The sequence below is a fragment of the Sphingomonas sp. Ell38C01 genome, from assembly GCF_055231975.1.
This window is the reverse complement of record NZ_JBUYVA010000001.1, coordinates 311,785-327,237: the sequence shown is the minus strand read 5'-3', so window position 1 is coordinate 327,237 and position 15,453 is coordinate 311,785. Positions and strand designations below refer to the sequence as shown.

At 70.2% G+C, this 15,453-nt stretch carries 14 protein-coding genes; 6 read left to right on the top strand and 8 right to left on the bottom strand.

The genetic code is table 11. The annotated features are described in order from the left end of the window. Positions 1 to 64: 64 nt before the first annotated feature. The 4 genes from thiL to hisG all read right to left on the bottom strand — a co-directional run bounded on the left by thiL (position 65) and on the right by hisG (position 3,790). Entirely contained in the window at positions 65 to 997 is a 933-nt protein-coding gene (gene thiL / locus ACV7NO_RS01560) for a thiamine-phosphate kinase (RefSeq protein WP_463404283.1), read from the bottom strand. Between the two features lie 197 nt (positions 998 to 1,194). Further along, positions 1,195 to 1,650, bottom strand: a complete 456-nt coding sequence (gene nusB / locus ACV7NO_RS01555; protein ID WP_463404282.1) for a transcription antitermination factor NusB — start codon at positions 1,648 to 1,650, stop codon at positions 1,195 to 1,197. A gap of 96 nt (positions 1,651 to 1,746) precedes the next feature. Next, entirely contained in the window at positions 1,747 to 3,045 is a 1,299-nt protein-coding gene (gene hisD / locus ACV7NO_RS01550) for a histidinol dehydrogenase (RefSeq protein WP_463404281.1), read from the bottom strand. A gap of 82 nt (positions 3,046 to 3,127) precedes the next feature. Further along, positions 3,128 to 3,790, bottom strand: coding sequence for an ATP phosphoribosyltransferase (gene hisG / locus ACV7NO_RS01545; RefSeq protein ID WP_463404280.1), 663 nt, complete (start codon positions 3,788 to 3,790; stop codon positions 3,128 to 3,130). A gap of 48 nt (positions 3,791 to 3,838) precedes the next feature. Here hisG and ACV7NO_RS01540 point away from each other — a divergent pair, with 48 nt between their 5' ends. Beyond that, positions 3,839 to 4,939, top strand: coding sequence for a DUF2332 domain-containing protein (locus ACV7NO_RS01540; RefSeq protein WP_463404279.1), 1,101 nt, complete (start codon positions 3,839 to 3,841; stop codon positions 4,937 to 4,939). Between the two features lie 124 nt (positions 4,940 to 5,063). Here the strand turns inward: ACV7NO_RS01540 and ACV7NO_RS01535 are convergent, their stop codons facing one another. The 3 genes from ACV7NO_RS01535 to ACV7NO_RS01525 are packed head-to-tail and all read right to left on the bottom strand — an operon-like array spanning position 5,064 to position 6,724. Then, positions 5,064 to 5,978: a pirin family protein gene (locus ACV7NO_RS01535; RefSeq protein ID WP_463404278.1), complete on the bottom strand. Its 915-nt coding sequence runs from the start codon at positions 5,976 to 5,978 to the stop codon at positions 5,064 to 5,066. Continuing rightward, the gene (locus tag ACV7NO_RS01530; protein WP_463404277.1) at positions 5,968 to 6,423 is read right to left on the bottom strand and encodes an NUDIX hydrolase; all 456 of its coding nucleotides are present in this window, start codon (positions 6,421 to 6,423) and stop codon (positions 5,968 to 5,970) included. The genes ACV7NO_RS01535 and ACV7NO_RS01530 overlap by 11 nt, the downstream gene beginning before the upstream one ends. After that, positions 6,416 to 6,724 carry a BolA family protein gene (locus ACV7NO_RS01525; RefSeq protein WP_463404276.1) on the bottom strand — a complete coding sequence of 103 codons (309 nt, stop codon included), beginning with the start codon at positions 6,722 to 6,724 and terminating at the stop codon, positions 6,416 to 6,418. Before ACV7NO_RS01525 ends, ACV7NO_RS01530 begins: the two co-directional genes overlap by 8 nt. A 44-nt stretch (positions 6,725 to 6,768) precedes the next feature. On the opposite strand from ACV7NO_RS01525, the gene ACV7NO_RS01520 reads away from it, so the two are divergent. From ACV7NO_RS01520 to ACV7NO_RS01510, 3 genes are all read left to right on the top strand, one after another. After that, positions 6,769 to 7,404, top strand: a complete 636-nt coding sequence (locus tag ACV7NO_RS01520; RefSeq protein WP_463404275.1) for a J domain-containing protein — start codon at positions 6,769 to 6,771, stop codon at positions 7,402 to 7,404. 76 nt (positions 7,405 to 7,480) lie between these two features. Continuing rightward, entirely contained in the window at positions 7,481 to 8,638 is a 1,158-nt protein-coding gene (locus ACV7NO_RS01515; RefSeq protein ID WP_463404274.1) for an acyl-CoA dehydrogenase family protein, read from the top strand. Between the two features lie 122 nt (positions 8,639 to 8,760). Beyond that, entirely contained in the window at positions 8,761 to 9,924 is a 1,164-nt protein-coding gene (locus ACV7NO_RS01510) for a CaiB/BaiF CoA transferase family protein (protein WP_463404273.1), read from the top strand. Between the two features lie 70 nt (positions 9,925 to 9,994). Here the strand turns inward: ACV7NO_RS01510 and ACV7NO_RS01505 are convergent, their stop codons facing one another. Next, positions 9,995 to 11,935 (bottom strand): alkyl/aryl-sulfatase, encoded by a 1,941-nt coding sequence (locus ACV7NO_RS01505; protein WP_463404272.1) that lies wholly within the window; start codon positions 11,933 to 11,935, stop codon positions 9,995 to 9,997. A 165-nt stretch (positions 11,936 to 12,100) separates the two neighbouring features. Here ACV7NO_RS01505 and ACV7NO_RS01500 point away from each other — a divergent pair, with 165 nt between their 5' ends. Both ACV7NO_RS01500 and ACV7NO_RS01495 read left to right on the top strand, forming a co-directional pair. Then, the gene (locus tag ACV7NO_RS01500) at positions 12,101 to 13,918 is read left to right on the top strand and encodes a DUF885 domain-containing protein (protein WP_463407249.1); all 1,818 of its coding nucleotides are present in this window, start codon (positions 12,101 to 12,103) and stop codon (positions 13,916 to 13,918) included. Beyond that, positions 13,918 to 15,423: a S10 family peptidase gene (locus ACV7NO_RS01495; protein WP_463404271.1), complete on the top strand. Its 1,506-nt coding sequence runs from the start codon at positions 13,918 to 13,920 to the stop codon at positions 15,421 to 15,423. Before ACV7NO_RS01500 ends, ACV7NO_RS01495 begins: the two co-directional genes overlap by 1 nt. Positions 15,424 to 15,453 lie beyond the last annotated feature (30 nt).

Genomic DNA, 15,453 nt, shown 5'->3' with positions numbered 1-15,453 from the left:
TCCTCTCCCGCACGGCCGGCCCGGTCGTGTCGCCGGGTCGTGTCCGCAGGGTTCGGGCGCGAGGCTACGCCTGTCGCGGCGTGGCGCGCAAGGGGGCGGGCGTCGCGTGCTCGAAACCCAGCCGGCCCGGCAATGCGACGGGGGCGTCGCGATCGGTGAGGCGCAGGCCGGGTGCCACCTCGAACAGCCCTATGCGGGCGAGCGGGAGCGGCAGGCGGATATCGGCGGGGGCGGCGAGGAGGAGCTGGTAATCGTCGCCGGCGGTTGCCGCAGCCAGGCGGGCGGCACGGTCGTGCCCGGCGAAGGCGCGGTACGCGTCGGACAGCGGCACCGCGTCGAGCGCGATCGTGACGCCGAGACCGCTGGCGGCGGCCATTCGTGCGGCGTCGATCAGCAGGCCGTCGGACACGTCCATCATCGCATGCGCATGGGGGGCGAGAAGGCGGCCGTCGTCGACGCGCGGGCGCGGGCGGCGATAGGCGGCGAGCAGCGTCGCGGGGCCGTCCTGTCCAAGTGCGATCGCGAGGCCCGCGCCCGCATCGCCGATCGTGCCGGTGACGTAGAGCGCGTCGCCGTCGCGCGCGCCGCTGCGCGGGGGGGCGAGCGCGCCGGCGCCGAACGCGGTGAGCGTCAGGATGCGCGGGGCGCCGAAGGGCAACGTGACGGTGTCGCCGCCGAGCAGCGGGCAGTCGAGCGCGGCGAGCGCGGCCGCGAGGCCGGCGAGGAAGGTGCGGTCCCAGGCGGCGTCGCGCAGCGGATAGTTGAGCGTGACGCCCTCGGGCGTCGCGCCCTTGGCGGCGAGATCGGACAGGTTGGTCGCGACGAGCTTCCACGCGACGTCGTCGGCGGGATCGGTCGCGAGGAAGTGGACGCCTTCGACCAGCGTGTCGGTGGTGAGCGTGTACGCGCCGAGCGTGGCGGTGTCGTCGGCGAGGCCGTGTGCGCCCGGGTGGAGCGGGAGGCGGCGGAGCGCGGTGAGGAAGTCGGCTTCGGTCATGATGCTGCGTCCTCCTGCGTTTCGCCAACCGGCATCCGTTTGCACTGAGCTTGTCGAAGCCTGTCCTGAGCGACTGCCGCAGGCAGGCAGTCGAAGGGTGCTGCCCTTCTTCCGAACCGTGGAAAGAAAGGACAGTGCTTCGACGGGCTCAGCACGAACGGGGCTGGGGGCTGGCGCCTGAATTCCGGCCCAGAACCCTACGCCCGGACCTCTTTCCCGATCGCGTCGAGCAGGCCGTTGACGAACCCGGCCTCGCGCTTTTCGTAGAAGGCGTGCGCGACGTCGACATATTCGCTGATCGCGGCGCCCGTCGGCACGTCGGCGCGCGCGAGCAATTCGTAGGTGCCGGCGCGCAGGATCGCCTTCATCGGCTTGTCGAGCCGCTCGAGCGTCCAGCCGGTGGCCAGCTTCTTTCCGATCAGCAGGTCGATCTCGCCGACGCGGGCGGCGGCGCCAGAGACGACATCGTCGAAGAAATCGACATCGGCTTCGGCATACTCCGCGTCCTCGATCGTTGCGCCGAGCCGGTGGTTGTGAAATTCGTGGAGCAGCGCGGAGATGGCGGTGCCCTCCATGTCGTGCTGGTACAGCGCCTGCACCGCGGCGAGGCGGGCGGCGGCGCGGGCTTTGGATCGGGCGGCGGTGCGGGACATGGCGATTCTCTCTATATCCCGTTCGCCCTGAGCCTGTCGAAGCCCGTCCCGCATTAGGGGCCGGGGACGCAATTCGACAGGCTCAGGGCGAACGGATCAGGGGGTGTTCGTTCGGATCCGAAGCGCCACCGATCGGGCATGCGCGGGTAGCCCTTCCGCGGTCGCGAGCGCGATCGTGGCAGGGCCGAGTTCATTCAGCGCGCTTTCGTCGAGCTGGAGGAAGCTGGTGCGCTTCATGAAATCGGTGACGCCCAGCCCCGACGCGAAGCGCGCGCGGCGGCCGGTCGGGAGGACGTGGTTGGGTCCGGCGACGTAATCGCCGATCGCCTCGGGCGTGTGTCGGCCGAGAAAGGCGGAGCCGGCATGGCGGAGCCGGTCGAACAGCGCTTGCGGGTCGTCGCACGCGAACTCGACATGCTCGGGGGCGAGCCGGTCGACGAGCGGGATCGCGGCCTCCAGCGTGGCGGTGACGACGATCGCGCCGTTCGCGTCCCATGCGGTGCGCGCGGTGGCGGCGGTGGCGAGGTCGGCGAGCTGGCGCTCGACCGCGTCGGCGACCGCATCGGCGAAGGCGTCGTCGTCGGTGAACAGGATCGATTGCGTCGTCACGTCGTGTTCGGCCTGGCTCAGCAGGTCGGCGGCGATCCAGTCGGGGTCGTTGCGGCCGTCCGCGACGACGACGATCTCGCTGGGGCCCGCGACCATGTCGATGCCGACCACGCCGTAGACCTGGCGCTTGGCCTCCGCGACCCAGGCGTTGCCGGGGCCGGTGACGACGTCGACGCGCGCGATGCGATCGGTGCCGTAGGCAAGCGCGGCGATCGCCTGCGCACCGCCGACGCGCCAGACCTCGTCGACGCCCGCGAGATGCGCGGCGGCCAGCACCAGCGGGTTGATCTGGCCATCGGGCGTCGGGGTGACGACGACGAGGCGCTCGACGCCGGCGACCCGGGCGGGGATCGCGTTCATCAGCAATGTCGAGGGATAGGCCGCGCGACCGCCGGGGACGTAGATGCCCGCGGCGTCCACCGCACGCCAGCGCGCGCCGAGGCGGACGCCCGCGGCATCGGTAAAGGCGGTATCCTCCGGGCGCTGCTTCTCGTGGTACGCGCGGATCCGGGTGGCGGCGAGTTCGAGCGCGGCGCGCAGTTCGGGTTCGAGGGCGGCGAAGGCGTTCGCGCAGTCTGCGGGATCGACGCGCCATCCGGTCGAGTCGAGATCGTGGCGGTCGTGCTGCTGCGTGAACGCGCGGACCGCGGCGTCGCCTTCGTCGCGGACGGCGCGGATGATCGTGGCGACATCGCGCGCGACGTCGGTGTCGGCCTCGCGCCTCGCGTCGACGAGGGTGGCGAAGGCGGACTCGAAGCTGGCGTCGGTGGTGGCGAGGCGGATCATCGGACCGGAGCCCCCATCATCCGCTCGCTCGAAACGAACGGGGAGGGCGTGGTGGCCCAGAGGCGTGGGTAAGGCGTAGCCGTCATGCCGCCACCGCTCGCCGGAACGCCTCGACCAGCGGGACCACCCTGGCGCGCGTCTTCATCGCGGTGCGGTTTACGATCAGGCGCGAGCTGACTTCGGCGATCCGCTCGACCTCGACCAGCCCGTTCTCCTTGAGCGTGCGGCCCGAGGAGACGAGATCGACGATGCGCGGCGCAAGGCCGAGCAGCGGGGCGAGTTCCATCGCGCCGTTGAGCTTGACGCATTCCGCCTGCACCCCGCGCGCCGCGAAATGGGCCTGTGTGACGTGCGGATATTTGGTCGCGACGCGGACGTGGCTCCAGCCGCGCGGATCGTCGCGCGCGGCCAGGTCTGCGGGTTCGGCGACCGAGATGCGACAATGGCCGATGCCGAGATCGACGGGCGCGTAGAGCTCGGGATAGGCGAACTCCATCAGCACGTCGGAGCCGACGATGCCCAGCTGTGCGGCACCGTGCGCGACGAAGGTGGCGACGTCGAACGCGCGGACGCGGATCAGCTGGATGCCCGGATCGTCGGTGGCGAAGCGCAGCGCGCGGCTGTCCTCGTCGGAAAACGCCGCCTCGGGCACGATGCCGGCGCGCGCGAGCAGCGGCAGCGCCTCGGCGAGGATGCGTCCCTTGGGGACGGCGATGACAAGAGGGGGGACGATTGGGTCTGACATGGGCGGGCGGGCTTTACGCGGGGCGGGGGGAGGGTGCAACCGGTGGGGATGGCTACCGAGATCCAGAACCGCGAGTCGTTCAATATCCAGGCGGGCTATTGCACCGCGATGGACGCGCCGGTGACCGCGCGGATCGCGCGCGCGCTGGCGACCGCGCTCGACCGTGCGAGCGAAATCGGGCGGCGCGTGCTCGACTGGGCGGGGGAGCCGGTGGCGGATGCGGTCGTGTTGCGGCTGATCGGTGGGCTGCACGCGCTGCACCGCGCGGGGGTCGACCCGGCACTGTCGGCGGTGTTCCGCGGCGAGATGGTGGAGGCCGGGGCGGTCGCGACGGTTTTGCAGGCGACGCTGGTCGCGCACGATGCGGCGCTGTTGCCTTGGCTCGACGGGCCGCCGCAGACGAACGAGGCGGGGCGATCGGCGGGGCTGATGACGGGGCTGCTGCATGTGGCGGCGCGGTTCGGCGCGCGGGTCGAGCTGCTCGAGATCGGATCGAGCGCGGGGCTGAACCTGCTGATCGATCGCTATCGGTTCGATCTGGGCGGGACGGCGGCGGGCCCGGCGGACGCGCCGCTGACGATCCGGCCCGAGTGGCGCGGCGTAGCGCCGCCCGCGGTTCCGATCGCGATCGAGGCGGTGCGCGGCGTCGATATCGCGCCGGTCGACGTCACCGACAGGGCGCAGGCCGCGCGGCTGGCGGCGTATGTGTGGGTCGAGAATATCGAGCGGCAGGCGCGGCTGGAGACGGCGATCGCGATGGTGCGCGCGCACGGCGTTGCGCTTGATCGGGGCGACGCGGCGGACTGGGTCGAGGCGCGGCTGGCGGCGCCGCAGGCGGACTGGGTGACGCGGGTGCTGATGCACTCGGTCGTCTGGCAGTACCTGCCCGCAGCATCGCGCGAGCGGATCCGTGCGGCGATGGACGCGGCGGGCGCGCGGGCGAGTGTGGCGCAGCCGCTGGCATGGGTGATGATGGAGCCCAACCGCGATCTCCATCGGCACGAGGTGCGGGTGCAGACGTGGCCGGGGGACCGGCCGATGGAACTGGTGGCATTGACGCACGCGCATGGCGCATGGGTCGAGGGGCTGGCGGCGCCGTTCGAGACGCGGGACTATGTGATGCGGCGGGGGGCGTATGAGGAGAAGTAAAGCGCCACCCCATTCGCGTCCGTGCTGAGCCTGTCGAAGAACCGCCCTTCTTCTATACCGTCGAGAAGAAGGACGGCACTTCGACAAGCTCAGTGCGAACGGAGTGTGGGGTGCGCGTTCCGCATCACGGATAGCTGACGGTGTTGGGCACCGCGGGGATCGGGATCCAGTCCTTCTCGTCGCCGGGAACGCGGGGGAAGTCGCCGGCGGTCCAGGCGCGCTTCGCTTCCTCGATGCGGTCGCGCCGGGAGGAGACGAAGTTCCACCAGACGTGGCGCGGGGTGGTGAAGGCGTCGCCGCCGCACAGCATCGCGCGCGCGCCGGTGGCGGAGCGCAGCGTCGCAGCGATGCCGGGGCGCAGGACGTAGAGGACGCGGGGTTCGAGGGGTACGCCCTCCAGCGTCGCCTCGCCCATCGCGAGATAGATCGCGCGTTCCTCCGCCGCGGCGTCGATCGGTACGCTGGCGCCGGCGTCGAGCGCGATGTCGGCGTAGATCGTGCCCGCATGCGTCGTGGTCGGCGCGCGCTGCCCCCAGAGCGATCCCATCACGACGCGGCTGCGCGCGCCGTGCGCATCGATGACGGGGAGTCGCGCCTTTTCGACATGCTCGAAGGCCGGATCGATCTCCTCCTTGTCGTCGGGGAGCGCGAGCCACGTCTGGATTCCCGACAGGACCGGGCCGTGCGCGCGCTCCGCGGTGGGGGAGCGTTCGGAATGGACGATGCCGTGCCCCGCGGTCATCAGGTTGACCGCGCCGGGCTCGATCGTCGCCAGCGTGCCGAGCGAATCGCGGTGATCGATCGCGCCTTCGAACAGATAGGTGACGGTCGACAGGTTGATGTGCGGATGCGGACGCACGTCGATCCCGGTGCCGGTCTCGAGCTGTGCGGGGCCCATCTGGTCGAAGAACAGGAACGGCCCCACCATCGTGCGCGCCTTGTTGGGAAGCGTGCGGTGGACCTTGAACCCGCCCAGATCGTGGGTGACGGGCATGATCGTCTGGAGGACGACATCGTTGAGCAGGGCGTCATCGAGCATCGGCGGGCTCCGTCTGGTCGAGCAGAGTGGCGAGGTCGGCAGGGTAGATCGTCTCGGGCCATGTGGCGATCTCGTCGCGGGTGAACCAGTGGTGGCCGACGAGCAGTTGCGTTTCCTGTGCGGTGAGGGCGCCCGCGGCGACCTCGCAGGCGTCGACGTCGACGCGGAAGTAGCGTTCGTCGGCGGTGACCTCGGTGCCCTCGAAGGTACGGAAGTCGACGGTTCGCCGCGCCACCTCGGGGCCGCAATCGACGTCGAGGCCGACTTCCTCCCACAACTCGCGGCGGGCGGCGGCGGCATAGCTCTCGCCCGCGTCGACCGCGCCGCCGGGCGTGCACCAGAGCGGTGGACGGTCCGCGGGGGTGAAGCGGAACATGAGCACGCGGCGCTGCGCATCGACCAGCAGGATGCGCGCGGCGGGGCGGGGCGCACGCGCCTCAGGCATCGCCGGGGGCCCGTGCGCTGATGGCAAGGGCGTGGATATGGTCGCGCAGCAGGTCGGCGAGCGCGTGGTTGACGAGGCGCTGGCGCGAGACGCGCGACTGGCCGGCGAAGGCGGCGCTTTCGATCGCGACGCGGAAGTGGCTCTCGCCCGAGCCGTCGTCGCCCATGTGGCCGGCGTGGAGATGGCTTTCGTTGACCACCTCGAGCCGGGTGGGCGCGAGCGCTTCGGTCAGGCGGGCGGCGATGGTCGAGGCGATCGTCGGGGGGGGCGTGCCGGGCACAACGGTGGAAGCGTCGGTCATCGCGCCTATATAGCCCGTTTTGCGCGGGAAGGGCGGGATTTCGGTTGGCTTGGGACGATGATGGCCAGGAAGGGCGGGATGCACAGGAGACGCGGCGCGCGAAGCCGAGCCCGCGGTTTCACGGCCGGGTCGAGGGCACCGGGCGCGCGTGCACGCATCCGGGCTGCGCGGAGGCGGGCGAGTTCCGCGCACCGCCGCTGGAGGGGCCGGGCGACGGCGACCGGCCGCCCGCGTTCCGCTGGTTCTGCCTCGACCATATCCGCGCGTTCAATGCGGGGTATAATTATTTCGACGGGATGACCGCGGACGAGATCCATGTTGCGCAGCGCCCGCTGGCAGGATGGGAGCGCGCGACGCGGGCGTTCGCGCATGGGGGTACGGACACGGGGCCGCGCTGGGCGGACTTTTCCGATCCGCTCGACGCGATCGGCGCGCGCTATCGCCGGCACGCCGCGCCCGAGCGGAGCGACGGCAAGCCGCTGTCGGGGCAGGATCGCGCGAGCCTGAAGGTGCTGGGGCTGGCGGCGGATGCGGACCGCTCGGCGCTGCGGCGTCGCTATTCGGAGCTGGTGCGGCGCTATCATCCCGATCGCAACGGCGGCGACCGGAGCCACGAGGGCGAGCTGCAGAAGGTGATCGCGGCGTATCAGCAGCTGCGGCAGGCCCCGGCGTTCGCCTGATAGCCAGTCATCCCAGCTTTCGCTGGGATGACGACGGGGTTCGCGTGTACCGTATCCCGCAACGAGAGAGGATCGCATGGCCGAGGAGGAATCGTTCCCCGAAATCCGCGAGGCCGTGCGGCGGCTGTGCGCGGGATTTCCGGGCGAGTATTGGCGCGGGCTCGATCGCGAGCGGGCCTACCCGGCGGACTTCGTCGCGGCGCTGACGCAGGCCGGGTTCCTGTCGGTGCTGATCCCGGAGGGCTATGGCGGGTCGGGGCTGGGCCTGGCGGCGGCGACTGCGGTGCTGGAGGAAATCCATCGGTCCGGGTGCAATGGCGGGGCGTGCCATGCGCAGATGTATACGATGGGCACGCTGCTGAAGCACGGGTCCGACGCGCAGAAGGCGGCGTATCTGCCGCACATCGCGCGCGGCGACCTGCGGTTGCAGGCGTTCGGGGTGACCGAGCCGGGGGCGGGGACCGACACGACGCGGATCCGCGCCTTCGCGAGGCGCGATGGCGACGACTATGTCGTGTCGGGCCAGAAGATCTGGATCAGCCGCGCGGAGCATAGCGACCTGATGGTGCTGCTGTGCCGGACGACGCCGCGTGAGGACTGCGCCAAGCCGTCGGACGGCATGTCGGTGCTGCTGGTCGACCTTCGCGACGCGGTGGGCAACGGCCTGACGATCCGGCCGATCCGCACGATGCTGAACCACGCGACGACCGAGCTGTTCTTCGACGACCTGCGCGTGCCGGGCGCGAACCGGATCGGGGAGGAAGGGCAGGGGTTCCGCTACATCCTCTCCGGCATGAACGCGGAGCGGATCCTGATCGCGAGCGAGTGCATCGGCGACGGACGCTTCTTCATCGACCGCGCGGCTACCTATGCGAAGGAACGCGAAGTGTTTGGCCGCGCGATCGGCGAGAACCAGGGCGTGCAGTTCCCGATCGCGCGCGCGCATGTCCAGCTGTCCGCCGCCGCGCTGATGGTCGACCGGGCGGCGGCGCTCTACGATACGCGCGCGGCGTGCGGGACCGAGGCGAACATGGCGAAGATGCTGGCGTCCGAGGCGAGTTGGTATGCCGCGGACATGTGCGTGCAGACGCATGGCGGGTTCGGCTTCGCGGAGGAGTACGATATCGAGCGCAAGTTCCGCGAGACGCGGCTGTATCAGGTGGCGCCCATCTCGACGAACCTGATCCTGAGCCATGTGGCGACGCATGTGCTGGGGTTGCCGAAGAGTTTTTGAGGGTGCCTGTACCACGGTCCGTTCGTGCTGAGCTTGTCGAAGCACTGTCCTTCTTTGCTGCCGTTTTCGAGAAGAAAGGCAGCACTTCGACAAGCTCAGTGCAAACGGGAAAGGGTTAGCGAATGACCAATGGAACCCCGCCCCGTCCGCTCGCCGGCCTGCGCGTGCTCGAACTCGCGCGGATCCTGGCCGGGCCGTGGGCGGGGCAGCTGCTCGCGGACCTGGGCGCGGACGTCATCAAGGTGGAGCGGCCGGGCGAGGGGGACGATACGCGGCATTGGGGGCCGCCGTTCCTGACCGGGGCGGACGGCGTGGATCTGGGCGCGGCCTATTACCACAGCTGCAACCGGGGGAAGCGATCGGTGGCGGTCGATCTGGCGACGCCCGGGGGGCAGGCGCGGGTGCGCGCGCTGGCGGCGAAGGCAGATGTGGTGATCGAGAACTACAAGGTGGGCGGGCTGGCGAAATACGGGCTCGACGCGGCGACTCTGCGCGCGGCGAACCCGCGGCTGGTGTACTGCTCGATCACCGGATTCGGGCAGACGGGGCCTTATGCGCACCGCGCGGGGTACGACTTCATCATCCAGGGGATGGGCGGGATCATGTCGATCACCGGCGAGCCCGATGGCCCGCCGCAGAAGGGCGGCGTCGCGCATGCGGACCTGTTCACGGGGGTGTATGCGGTCGTCGCGATCCTGGCCGCGCTCCGGGCGCGGGAGCGGACGGGGGACGGTGCGCATCTCGACATGGCGCTGCTCGACACGCAGGTGGGGGTGCTGGGGAACCAGGCGCTGAACTGGATGGCGAGCGGGGTGGTGCCGCAGCGGATGGGGAACGGGCACGCGAACCTGGCGCCGTACCAGAGCTTCCCGACCGCGGACGGCGACCTCATCGTCGCGGTGGGGAACGACCGGCAGTTCGGCAGGCTGTGCGAGGTGCTGGGCGTGGCGGCGATGGCGACCGACGCGCGGTTCGCGACGAACCCGGCGCGGGTGCGCAACCGCGCCGCACTGCTGCCGCTGGTCACCGCGCGGACGGTGACGTGGGCAAGCGCGGATTTGCTCGCGGCGCTGGAGGCGGCGGGCGTGCCGGTGGGGGCGGTGAACCGGATCGATGCGGTGTTCGCGGACCCGCAGGTGCAGGCGCGCGCGATGCGGCTGGCGCTGGAGGACGTGGCGGGCACGGTCCTGCCCGGGCTCGCGGCGCCGGTGGTCGTCGACGGGGTACGCATGCGCGCGACGAGGGGCGCGCCGCGGCTGGGGGAGCATGCGGACGCGGATTGGTGACCCTTCAAAGCCGTCAAGGAGAGGACCGATCGACGGCGATCCCAGCGTTCGCTGGGATGACGAGAGCGCCTTACCGCGGCAGCACGATCGGGAAGGGGGCGCCGGGGGCGTCGAGCATCGCGACGACGCGCTGGAAGCGGTCCGGGGCGCCTTCGATCTTCGCTTCGCCGCTCAGGATCTTCGGCGCGAGCGGGACGCCGCCGACCAGGGCTGCGACGAGATCGGTGCGCCTGACGGTCAGCGTCGCGTCGATTCCGTCTGCCGGAATCGCGCGGGTGTGCGTCATGACGCCGTTGGCGACGCGGACGAGGATGCGCTCGTTGCTCTCGGGGAAGACGAACAGCAGCGCGAGGCGCTGGTCGCCAGCCTTCGCGGGATCGATCCGGACCGAGAGCAGGTCGAACAGATCGGTCGTCGGCAGCGCTGCGGCCAGGCCGCCCGCGATCGATCGGCGCGTGCCGATCGCGCCCCCTGCGCGCAGCTCCTCCGCGCCGGTGCGATACATGTTGCGCCAGAGCGAATTCTCCGACTGCCACGCCAGCTGGTCGTAGCAGCGCGCGAGCAACGCGCGAGCCTCGATCGCGGTGCGATCGGACAGGACGAGGTGGTTGAGCAGTTCGGCGGCCCAGGCATAGTCGCCCTCCGCATAGGCGTCGCTGGCGAGCGCGATCACCTTCGCCGCCCCGCCCATCGCCGCGACGTAGCGCGTGCCCGCATCGGCCGGCGCGCGCGCGGCGAGGTGGACCGGGTTGCCGTCGTACCAGCCGAGATAATATTGATAGACCGCGCGCGCGTTGAAGCCGAGCGAGCCGTAATAGGGCCGGTCGTACCATTCGCGCTGCAACGCCGCGGGCAGGACGAGCTTCGTCGCGATCTCGGGGCCGGTCAGCCCTTGGTTCATCAGCCGGACGGTCTGGTCGTGGAGGAAGGCGTAGGCGTCGCGGTGCTTCGCCAGATAGTCCGCGATCTCCGCCTTGCCGAAGCGCGGCCAGCCATGGCTCGCGATCATCGTCTCGCTGTCGCCGAAGCGTTCGATCGCGCGCGTCAGCCCTTCCGCCCATGCTTTGGCGTCGCGGACCTGCGCGCCGCGGGGGGTGAGGATATTGTGCTGGGTGACGTTGGCGTTCTCCGCCATGTCGACCACCTTCCAGTCGGGGAAGGCGACGTTCATCTCCGCGGGCGCCTCGGTCCCGGGCGTCAGCTGGAAGACGAGGCGGACGCCGTCGATCGTCACCTCCTCGCCGTCGCGCGCGATCTCGCGGTTGGGCGCGACGAGCGACTGGGTGCCGACCGCGAGCGCGGGGCCGATCCCCGAGCCGACCGTGCCGGTCGCGTTCAGCGGAAGGCCGACGCCGAACTGATAGACCGCGCGGCGCTGCATCGCGGGGCCCGCGATCACGTTCTCGCTGATCGCGGCCTTGAGGAAGCCGGCGGGCGCGATCACCGCGACCTTGCCCGCCTTCGCATCGGCTGGCGAGACGAGCGCGGCGGCACCGCCGAAATGGTCGCTATGCGAATGCGTGACGATCAGCGCTGCGATCGGGCGCGCGCCGAGCCTTTCGGTGACGAGGTCGACCGCGGCCTTCGCGGTCTCGGTGGTCGACAGCGCGTCGATCACGATCCAGCCGGTATCGCCCTTCACGAAGGTGATGTTCGCCAGGTCGAACCCGCGGACCTGCCAGATCCGGTCCGTCACCTTGAACAGGCCGTGGCGCGCGAGCAGCGCGGAGTGACGCCAGAGGCTGGGATTGACCGTCGCGGGCGCGGTGCCCTTCAGGAAATCGGTGGCGGTCAGGTCCCACACGGTGCCGCCGTCGGCGCGCACGATCTTCGGGTCCTTGCGGGTGGCGACGAAGCCGCGCGCGGCGAAATCGAGGTCGCGGGTGTCGGCGAAGGGCGCGTCGGCCTGCGCGGCGCGGTTGTGCGCGAGCGTGGCGGCGGAGGGGGGATCGACCTGCGCCGCGGCGGGTGCCGCGATGGCCGCGAGCGATGCGAGCATGATGGTGCGCATGATGTCCTCCCCCAGTGTCGTTTTGCGGCGATGATAGCGGGTCGGGACGCGGGCGCCAGTGGGGGCGGATCTGTTTCAGGAGGCTTGCCGGGTGCGATGATGCCTCATACCACATCGCATCCGCCGCGTTCGCGGTGTTTTTTTCGAGGATTGCCGCCCTTGTCCCTGAAGTTCGTGATCGGCGCGTTGCTCGCGACCGCCCCCCTCGCCCCCGCGCTGGCGCAGCAGACGCCGGCGCCGGTCGCGCTACCCGGCGACGGGGCGGAGGACATGAAGCTCAAGACGCTGTTCCACGAAAGCGACGAGGCGAGCCTGAAGCGCAACCCGATCAGCGCGATCTTCCGCGGCGACCTGCGCTATGCCGACCGGCTGGGGGACTTCTTATCCGACGCCTCGATCGCCGCCGAGCGCGCGGCCGCGGAGAGCGACCTGCGCGGGCTGGCGGCGATCGATCGCACCAAGCTGACCGCGGTCGACAAGATCGCCTATGACGTCTTCAAGCGCGACACCGAAGTGTCGCTACGTGGCCTCAGCCCGGAGATCGTCGCGCTGACGATCGTGCGGCCGATGGATCATTTCTACGGCATCCACACCTTCTATCCCGAATTCGCCTCGGGCACCGGCGCGGCGCCGTTCAAGACGCTGGTCGACTACGAGAACAACCTGAAGCGCAACGCGCAATATGCCGTGATGCTCGGCGAGGCCGAGACGCGGTTCCGCGAGGGGATGAGGACGGGCGTCGTCCAGCCCAAGCTGGTCGTGCGCAACATGATCGACCAGCTCGACAACCTCATCAGACAGGGCGTCGAGGGCTCGACTTTCTACGCGCCGGTCAAGACCTTCCCTGCGAGCGTGCCGGCGGGGGACCAAGCGCGGCTGCGCACCGCCTATGCCGCGCAGGTCAGGGACGTGATCCTGCCCGCCGAGCAGCGGATGCGCGATTTCCTGAGCGCGACCTATCTGCCCGCGGCGCGCGACAGCGTCGGGCTGTCGGGGATGCCGGGCGGGGCGAAGCTCTATGCGTATCTGATCGAGCGCAACACCACGCTGCCGCTGGGTGCGGAGGAGGTCCACGCGCTGGGGCTGAAGGAAGTCGCGCGGATCCGCGGCGAGATGGAGGCGCAGAAGGCGAAGGTGGGGTTCAAGGGCACGCTGGCCGAATTCTTCCGCTATATGCAGACCGAAAAGCGGTTCCAGCCGACGAGCGTCGCGCAGGTGCGGCAGGGCTATCTCGACATCGGCAAGCGCGTCGACGCGCGGATCCGCGAGCAGTTCTCGCTGATCCCCAAGACCCCGCTCGAGATCCGTGCGGTGCCGGCGTTCAAGGAGAAGACCGACGCGGGCGGATCGTACCAGGGGGGCACGCCCGACGGGTCGCGGCCCGGCGTGTTCTATTACAACGGCTACGACCTTCCGTCGCGTTACCTGTGGACGATGGAGACGCTGTACCTGCACGAAGCGGTGCCGGGGCATCACTTCCAGATCAGCCTGGCGCAGGAGAACGCCGCGCTCCCTGCGTTCATGCGGTTCGGCGGGAATACCGCCTATGCGGAAGGCTGGGGGCTGTACGCCGAGTCGCTCTATCGCGAGCTGGGGGTGGAGACCGATCCGTACCAGCGGATGGGCGGGCTGAACGACGAGATGTTGCGCGCGATGCGGCTGGTGGTCGACACCGGGATCCACGCCAAGGGTTGGACGCGCGACCAGTCGATCGCGTACATGCTCGACAACTCGCCGATGGGGCGTACCGACGCGACCGCGGAGGTGGAACGCTATATCGCGATCCCCGGGCAGGCGCTGGCGTACAAGATCGGGCAGCTGACGATTTCGCGGCTGAAGGCGAAGGCGCAGGGCGCGCTCGGGGCGACGTTCGATCCGCGGGCGTTCCATGCCGCGGTGCTCGATACCGGGGCGTTGCCGATGCCGGTGCTGGAGGCGAAGATCGACGCGTGGATCGCGGCGGGCGGGAAGGAGGCGAAGTGATGCGGCGCTTGACCCTGGCAGCGCTTGCCGCGTTCGTCGTGATCGCGACGCCTGCGACCGCGCAGGAGAAGCAGACCACCACGGTCGAGAAGAAGTCGGACGACGACATCAAGCTGCTGCCGCTGCCTGCGGACAGGACGATCCGGCAGAGCGCGCGGATCGCGGGGAAGCTGGTGTCGTACGACGCGACGGTGGGCACGATCCCGGTGCGCGACGAGAAGGGCAAGACGATCGGCGAGGTGGTCTACACCGCCTATGTCGTACTCAATGGGAACGGGGGCGGCGGCGCGGGGCGGCCGGTGACGTTCGCGCTGAACGGCGGGCCCGGTGCGGCGTCGGTCTATCTCAATATGGGCGCCGTCGGGCCCAAGCGCGTGCAGTTCGGCGCGCAGGGCGACGCGCCGTCGGACGCGCCGATCGCGACCGACAACGCCAATAGCTGGCTCGACTTCACCGATCTGGTCTTCATCGATCCGGTGGGGACGGGGTTCAGCCGCAGCCTGGTCGACGCGGCGGCGTCGAAGAAGGCGTTCTACGCGAACGATCCCGACATCAAATATCTGTCGCGCGTCGTCTATGACTGGCTGGTCAAGGCGGGGCGGCTGCGGTCGCCCAAATACCTGATGGGCGAGAGCTATGGCGGGTATCGCGCGCCGCGGATCGCGTACGAGCTGCAGTCGCAGATCGGGGTGGGCATCAACGGGCTCATCATGGTGTCGCCCTATCTCGATCCCGCTTCGGGCGACGGCGCGACCGCCCTGTCGCCGCTGCCGTGGATGATCGACCTTCCGTCGATGGCGGCGGCAAATCTGGAGCGCAAGGGCCGGCTGACCCCGGCCGCGATGGCCGAGGTGGAGGCGTATACGCGTGGGGCCTTCGCGAGCGATCTGCTCAAGGGCCGGTCGGATGCGGAGGCGACCGGGCGGCTGGTGGCGAAGGTGACCGAGCTGACCGGGCTCGACCCCGCGCTGGTGACGCGGATGGGCGGGCGCGTCGATTCGCAGACCTTCGTGCGCGAGGTGCACCGGACCGACGGGACGATCGGCAGCTGGTACGATTCGAACGTCACCGCCTACGATCCCTTCCCCTGGTCGCCGCAGCGGCGATCGGGCGATCCGATCCTCGACGCGCTGATCGCGCCGACGACGAGCGCGATGGTCGATTTCGTGACGCGCGAGGTGGGCTGGAAGACCGACGCGCGGTACAACGCGCTGTCGTACGCGGTGGGCGAGGCGTGGGATCGCGGCAAGCCCGACGATGCGCCGGTGGTCGACCTGCGCAAGGCGATCGCGAACGACCCGAAGATGGCGGTGATGATCGTCCATGGCTGGGACGACCTGTCATGCCCGTTCTTCGCGTCGCGGCTGATCGTCGACCAGATGCCCGCGTTCGGGCAGGCGGAACGGGTGAAGCTGCGCGTCTATCCGGGCGGGCACATGTTCTACAGCCGCGCCGACAGCGGGGCGGCGTTCCGGCGCGATGCGATGGCGGTGTACGGGCGGTAAACCGGCCGGTTATCCCGGCGGAAGCTAGGA

Coding starts and splice junctions, on each gene's coding strand:
- thiL (WP_463404283.1), bottom strand. CDS start 997: ATGACCGAAGCCGACTTCCTCACCGCGCTCCGCCGCCTCCCGCTCCAC.
- nusB (WP_463404282.1), bottom strand. CDS start 1,650: ATGTCCCGCACCGCCGCCCGATCCAAAGCCCGCGCCGCCGCCCGCCTC.
- hisD (WP_463404281.1), bottom strand. CDS start 3,045: ATGATCCGCCTCGCCACCACCGACGCCAGCTTCGAGTCCGCCTTCGCC.
- hisG (WP_463404280.1), bottom strand. CDS start 3,790: ATGTCAGACCCAATCGTCCCCCCTCTTGTCATCGCCGTCCCCAAGGGA.
- ACV7NO_RS01540 (WP_463404279.1), top strand. CDS start 3,839: ATGGCTACCGAGATCCAGAACCGCGAGTCGTTCAATATCCAGGCGGGC.
- ACV7NO_RS01535 (WP_463404278.1), bottom strand. CDS start 5,978: ATGCTCGATGACGCCCTGCTCAACGATGTCGTCCTCCAGACGATCATG.
- ACV7NO_RS01530 (WP_463404277.1), bottom strand. CDS start 6,423: ATGCCTGAGGCGCGTGCGCCCCGCCCCGCCGCGCGCATCCTGCTGGTC.
- ACV7NO_RS01525 (WP_463404276.1), bottom strand. CDS start 6,724: ATGACCGACGCTTCCACCGTTGTGCCCGGCACGCCCCCCCCGACGATC.
- ACV7NO_RS01515 (WP_463404274.1), top strand. CDS start 7,481: ATGGCCGAGGAGGAATCGTTCCCCGAAATCCGCGAGGCCGTGCGGCGG.
- ACV7NO_RS01510 (WP_463404273.1), top strand. CDS start 8,761: ATGACCAATGGAACCCCGCCCCGTCCGCTCGCCGGCCTGCGCGTGCTC.
- ACV7NO_RS01505 (WP_463404272.1), bottom strand. CDS start 11,935: ATGCGCACCATCATGCTCGCATCGCTCGCGGCCATCGCGGCACCCGCC.
- ACV7NO_RS01495 (WP_463404271.1), top strand. CDS start 13,918: ATGCGGCGCTTGACCCTGGCAGCGCTTGCCGCGTTCGTCGTGATCGCG.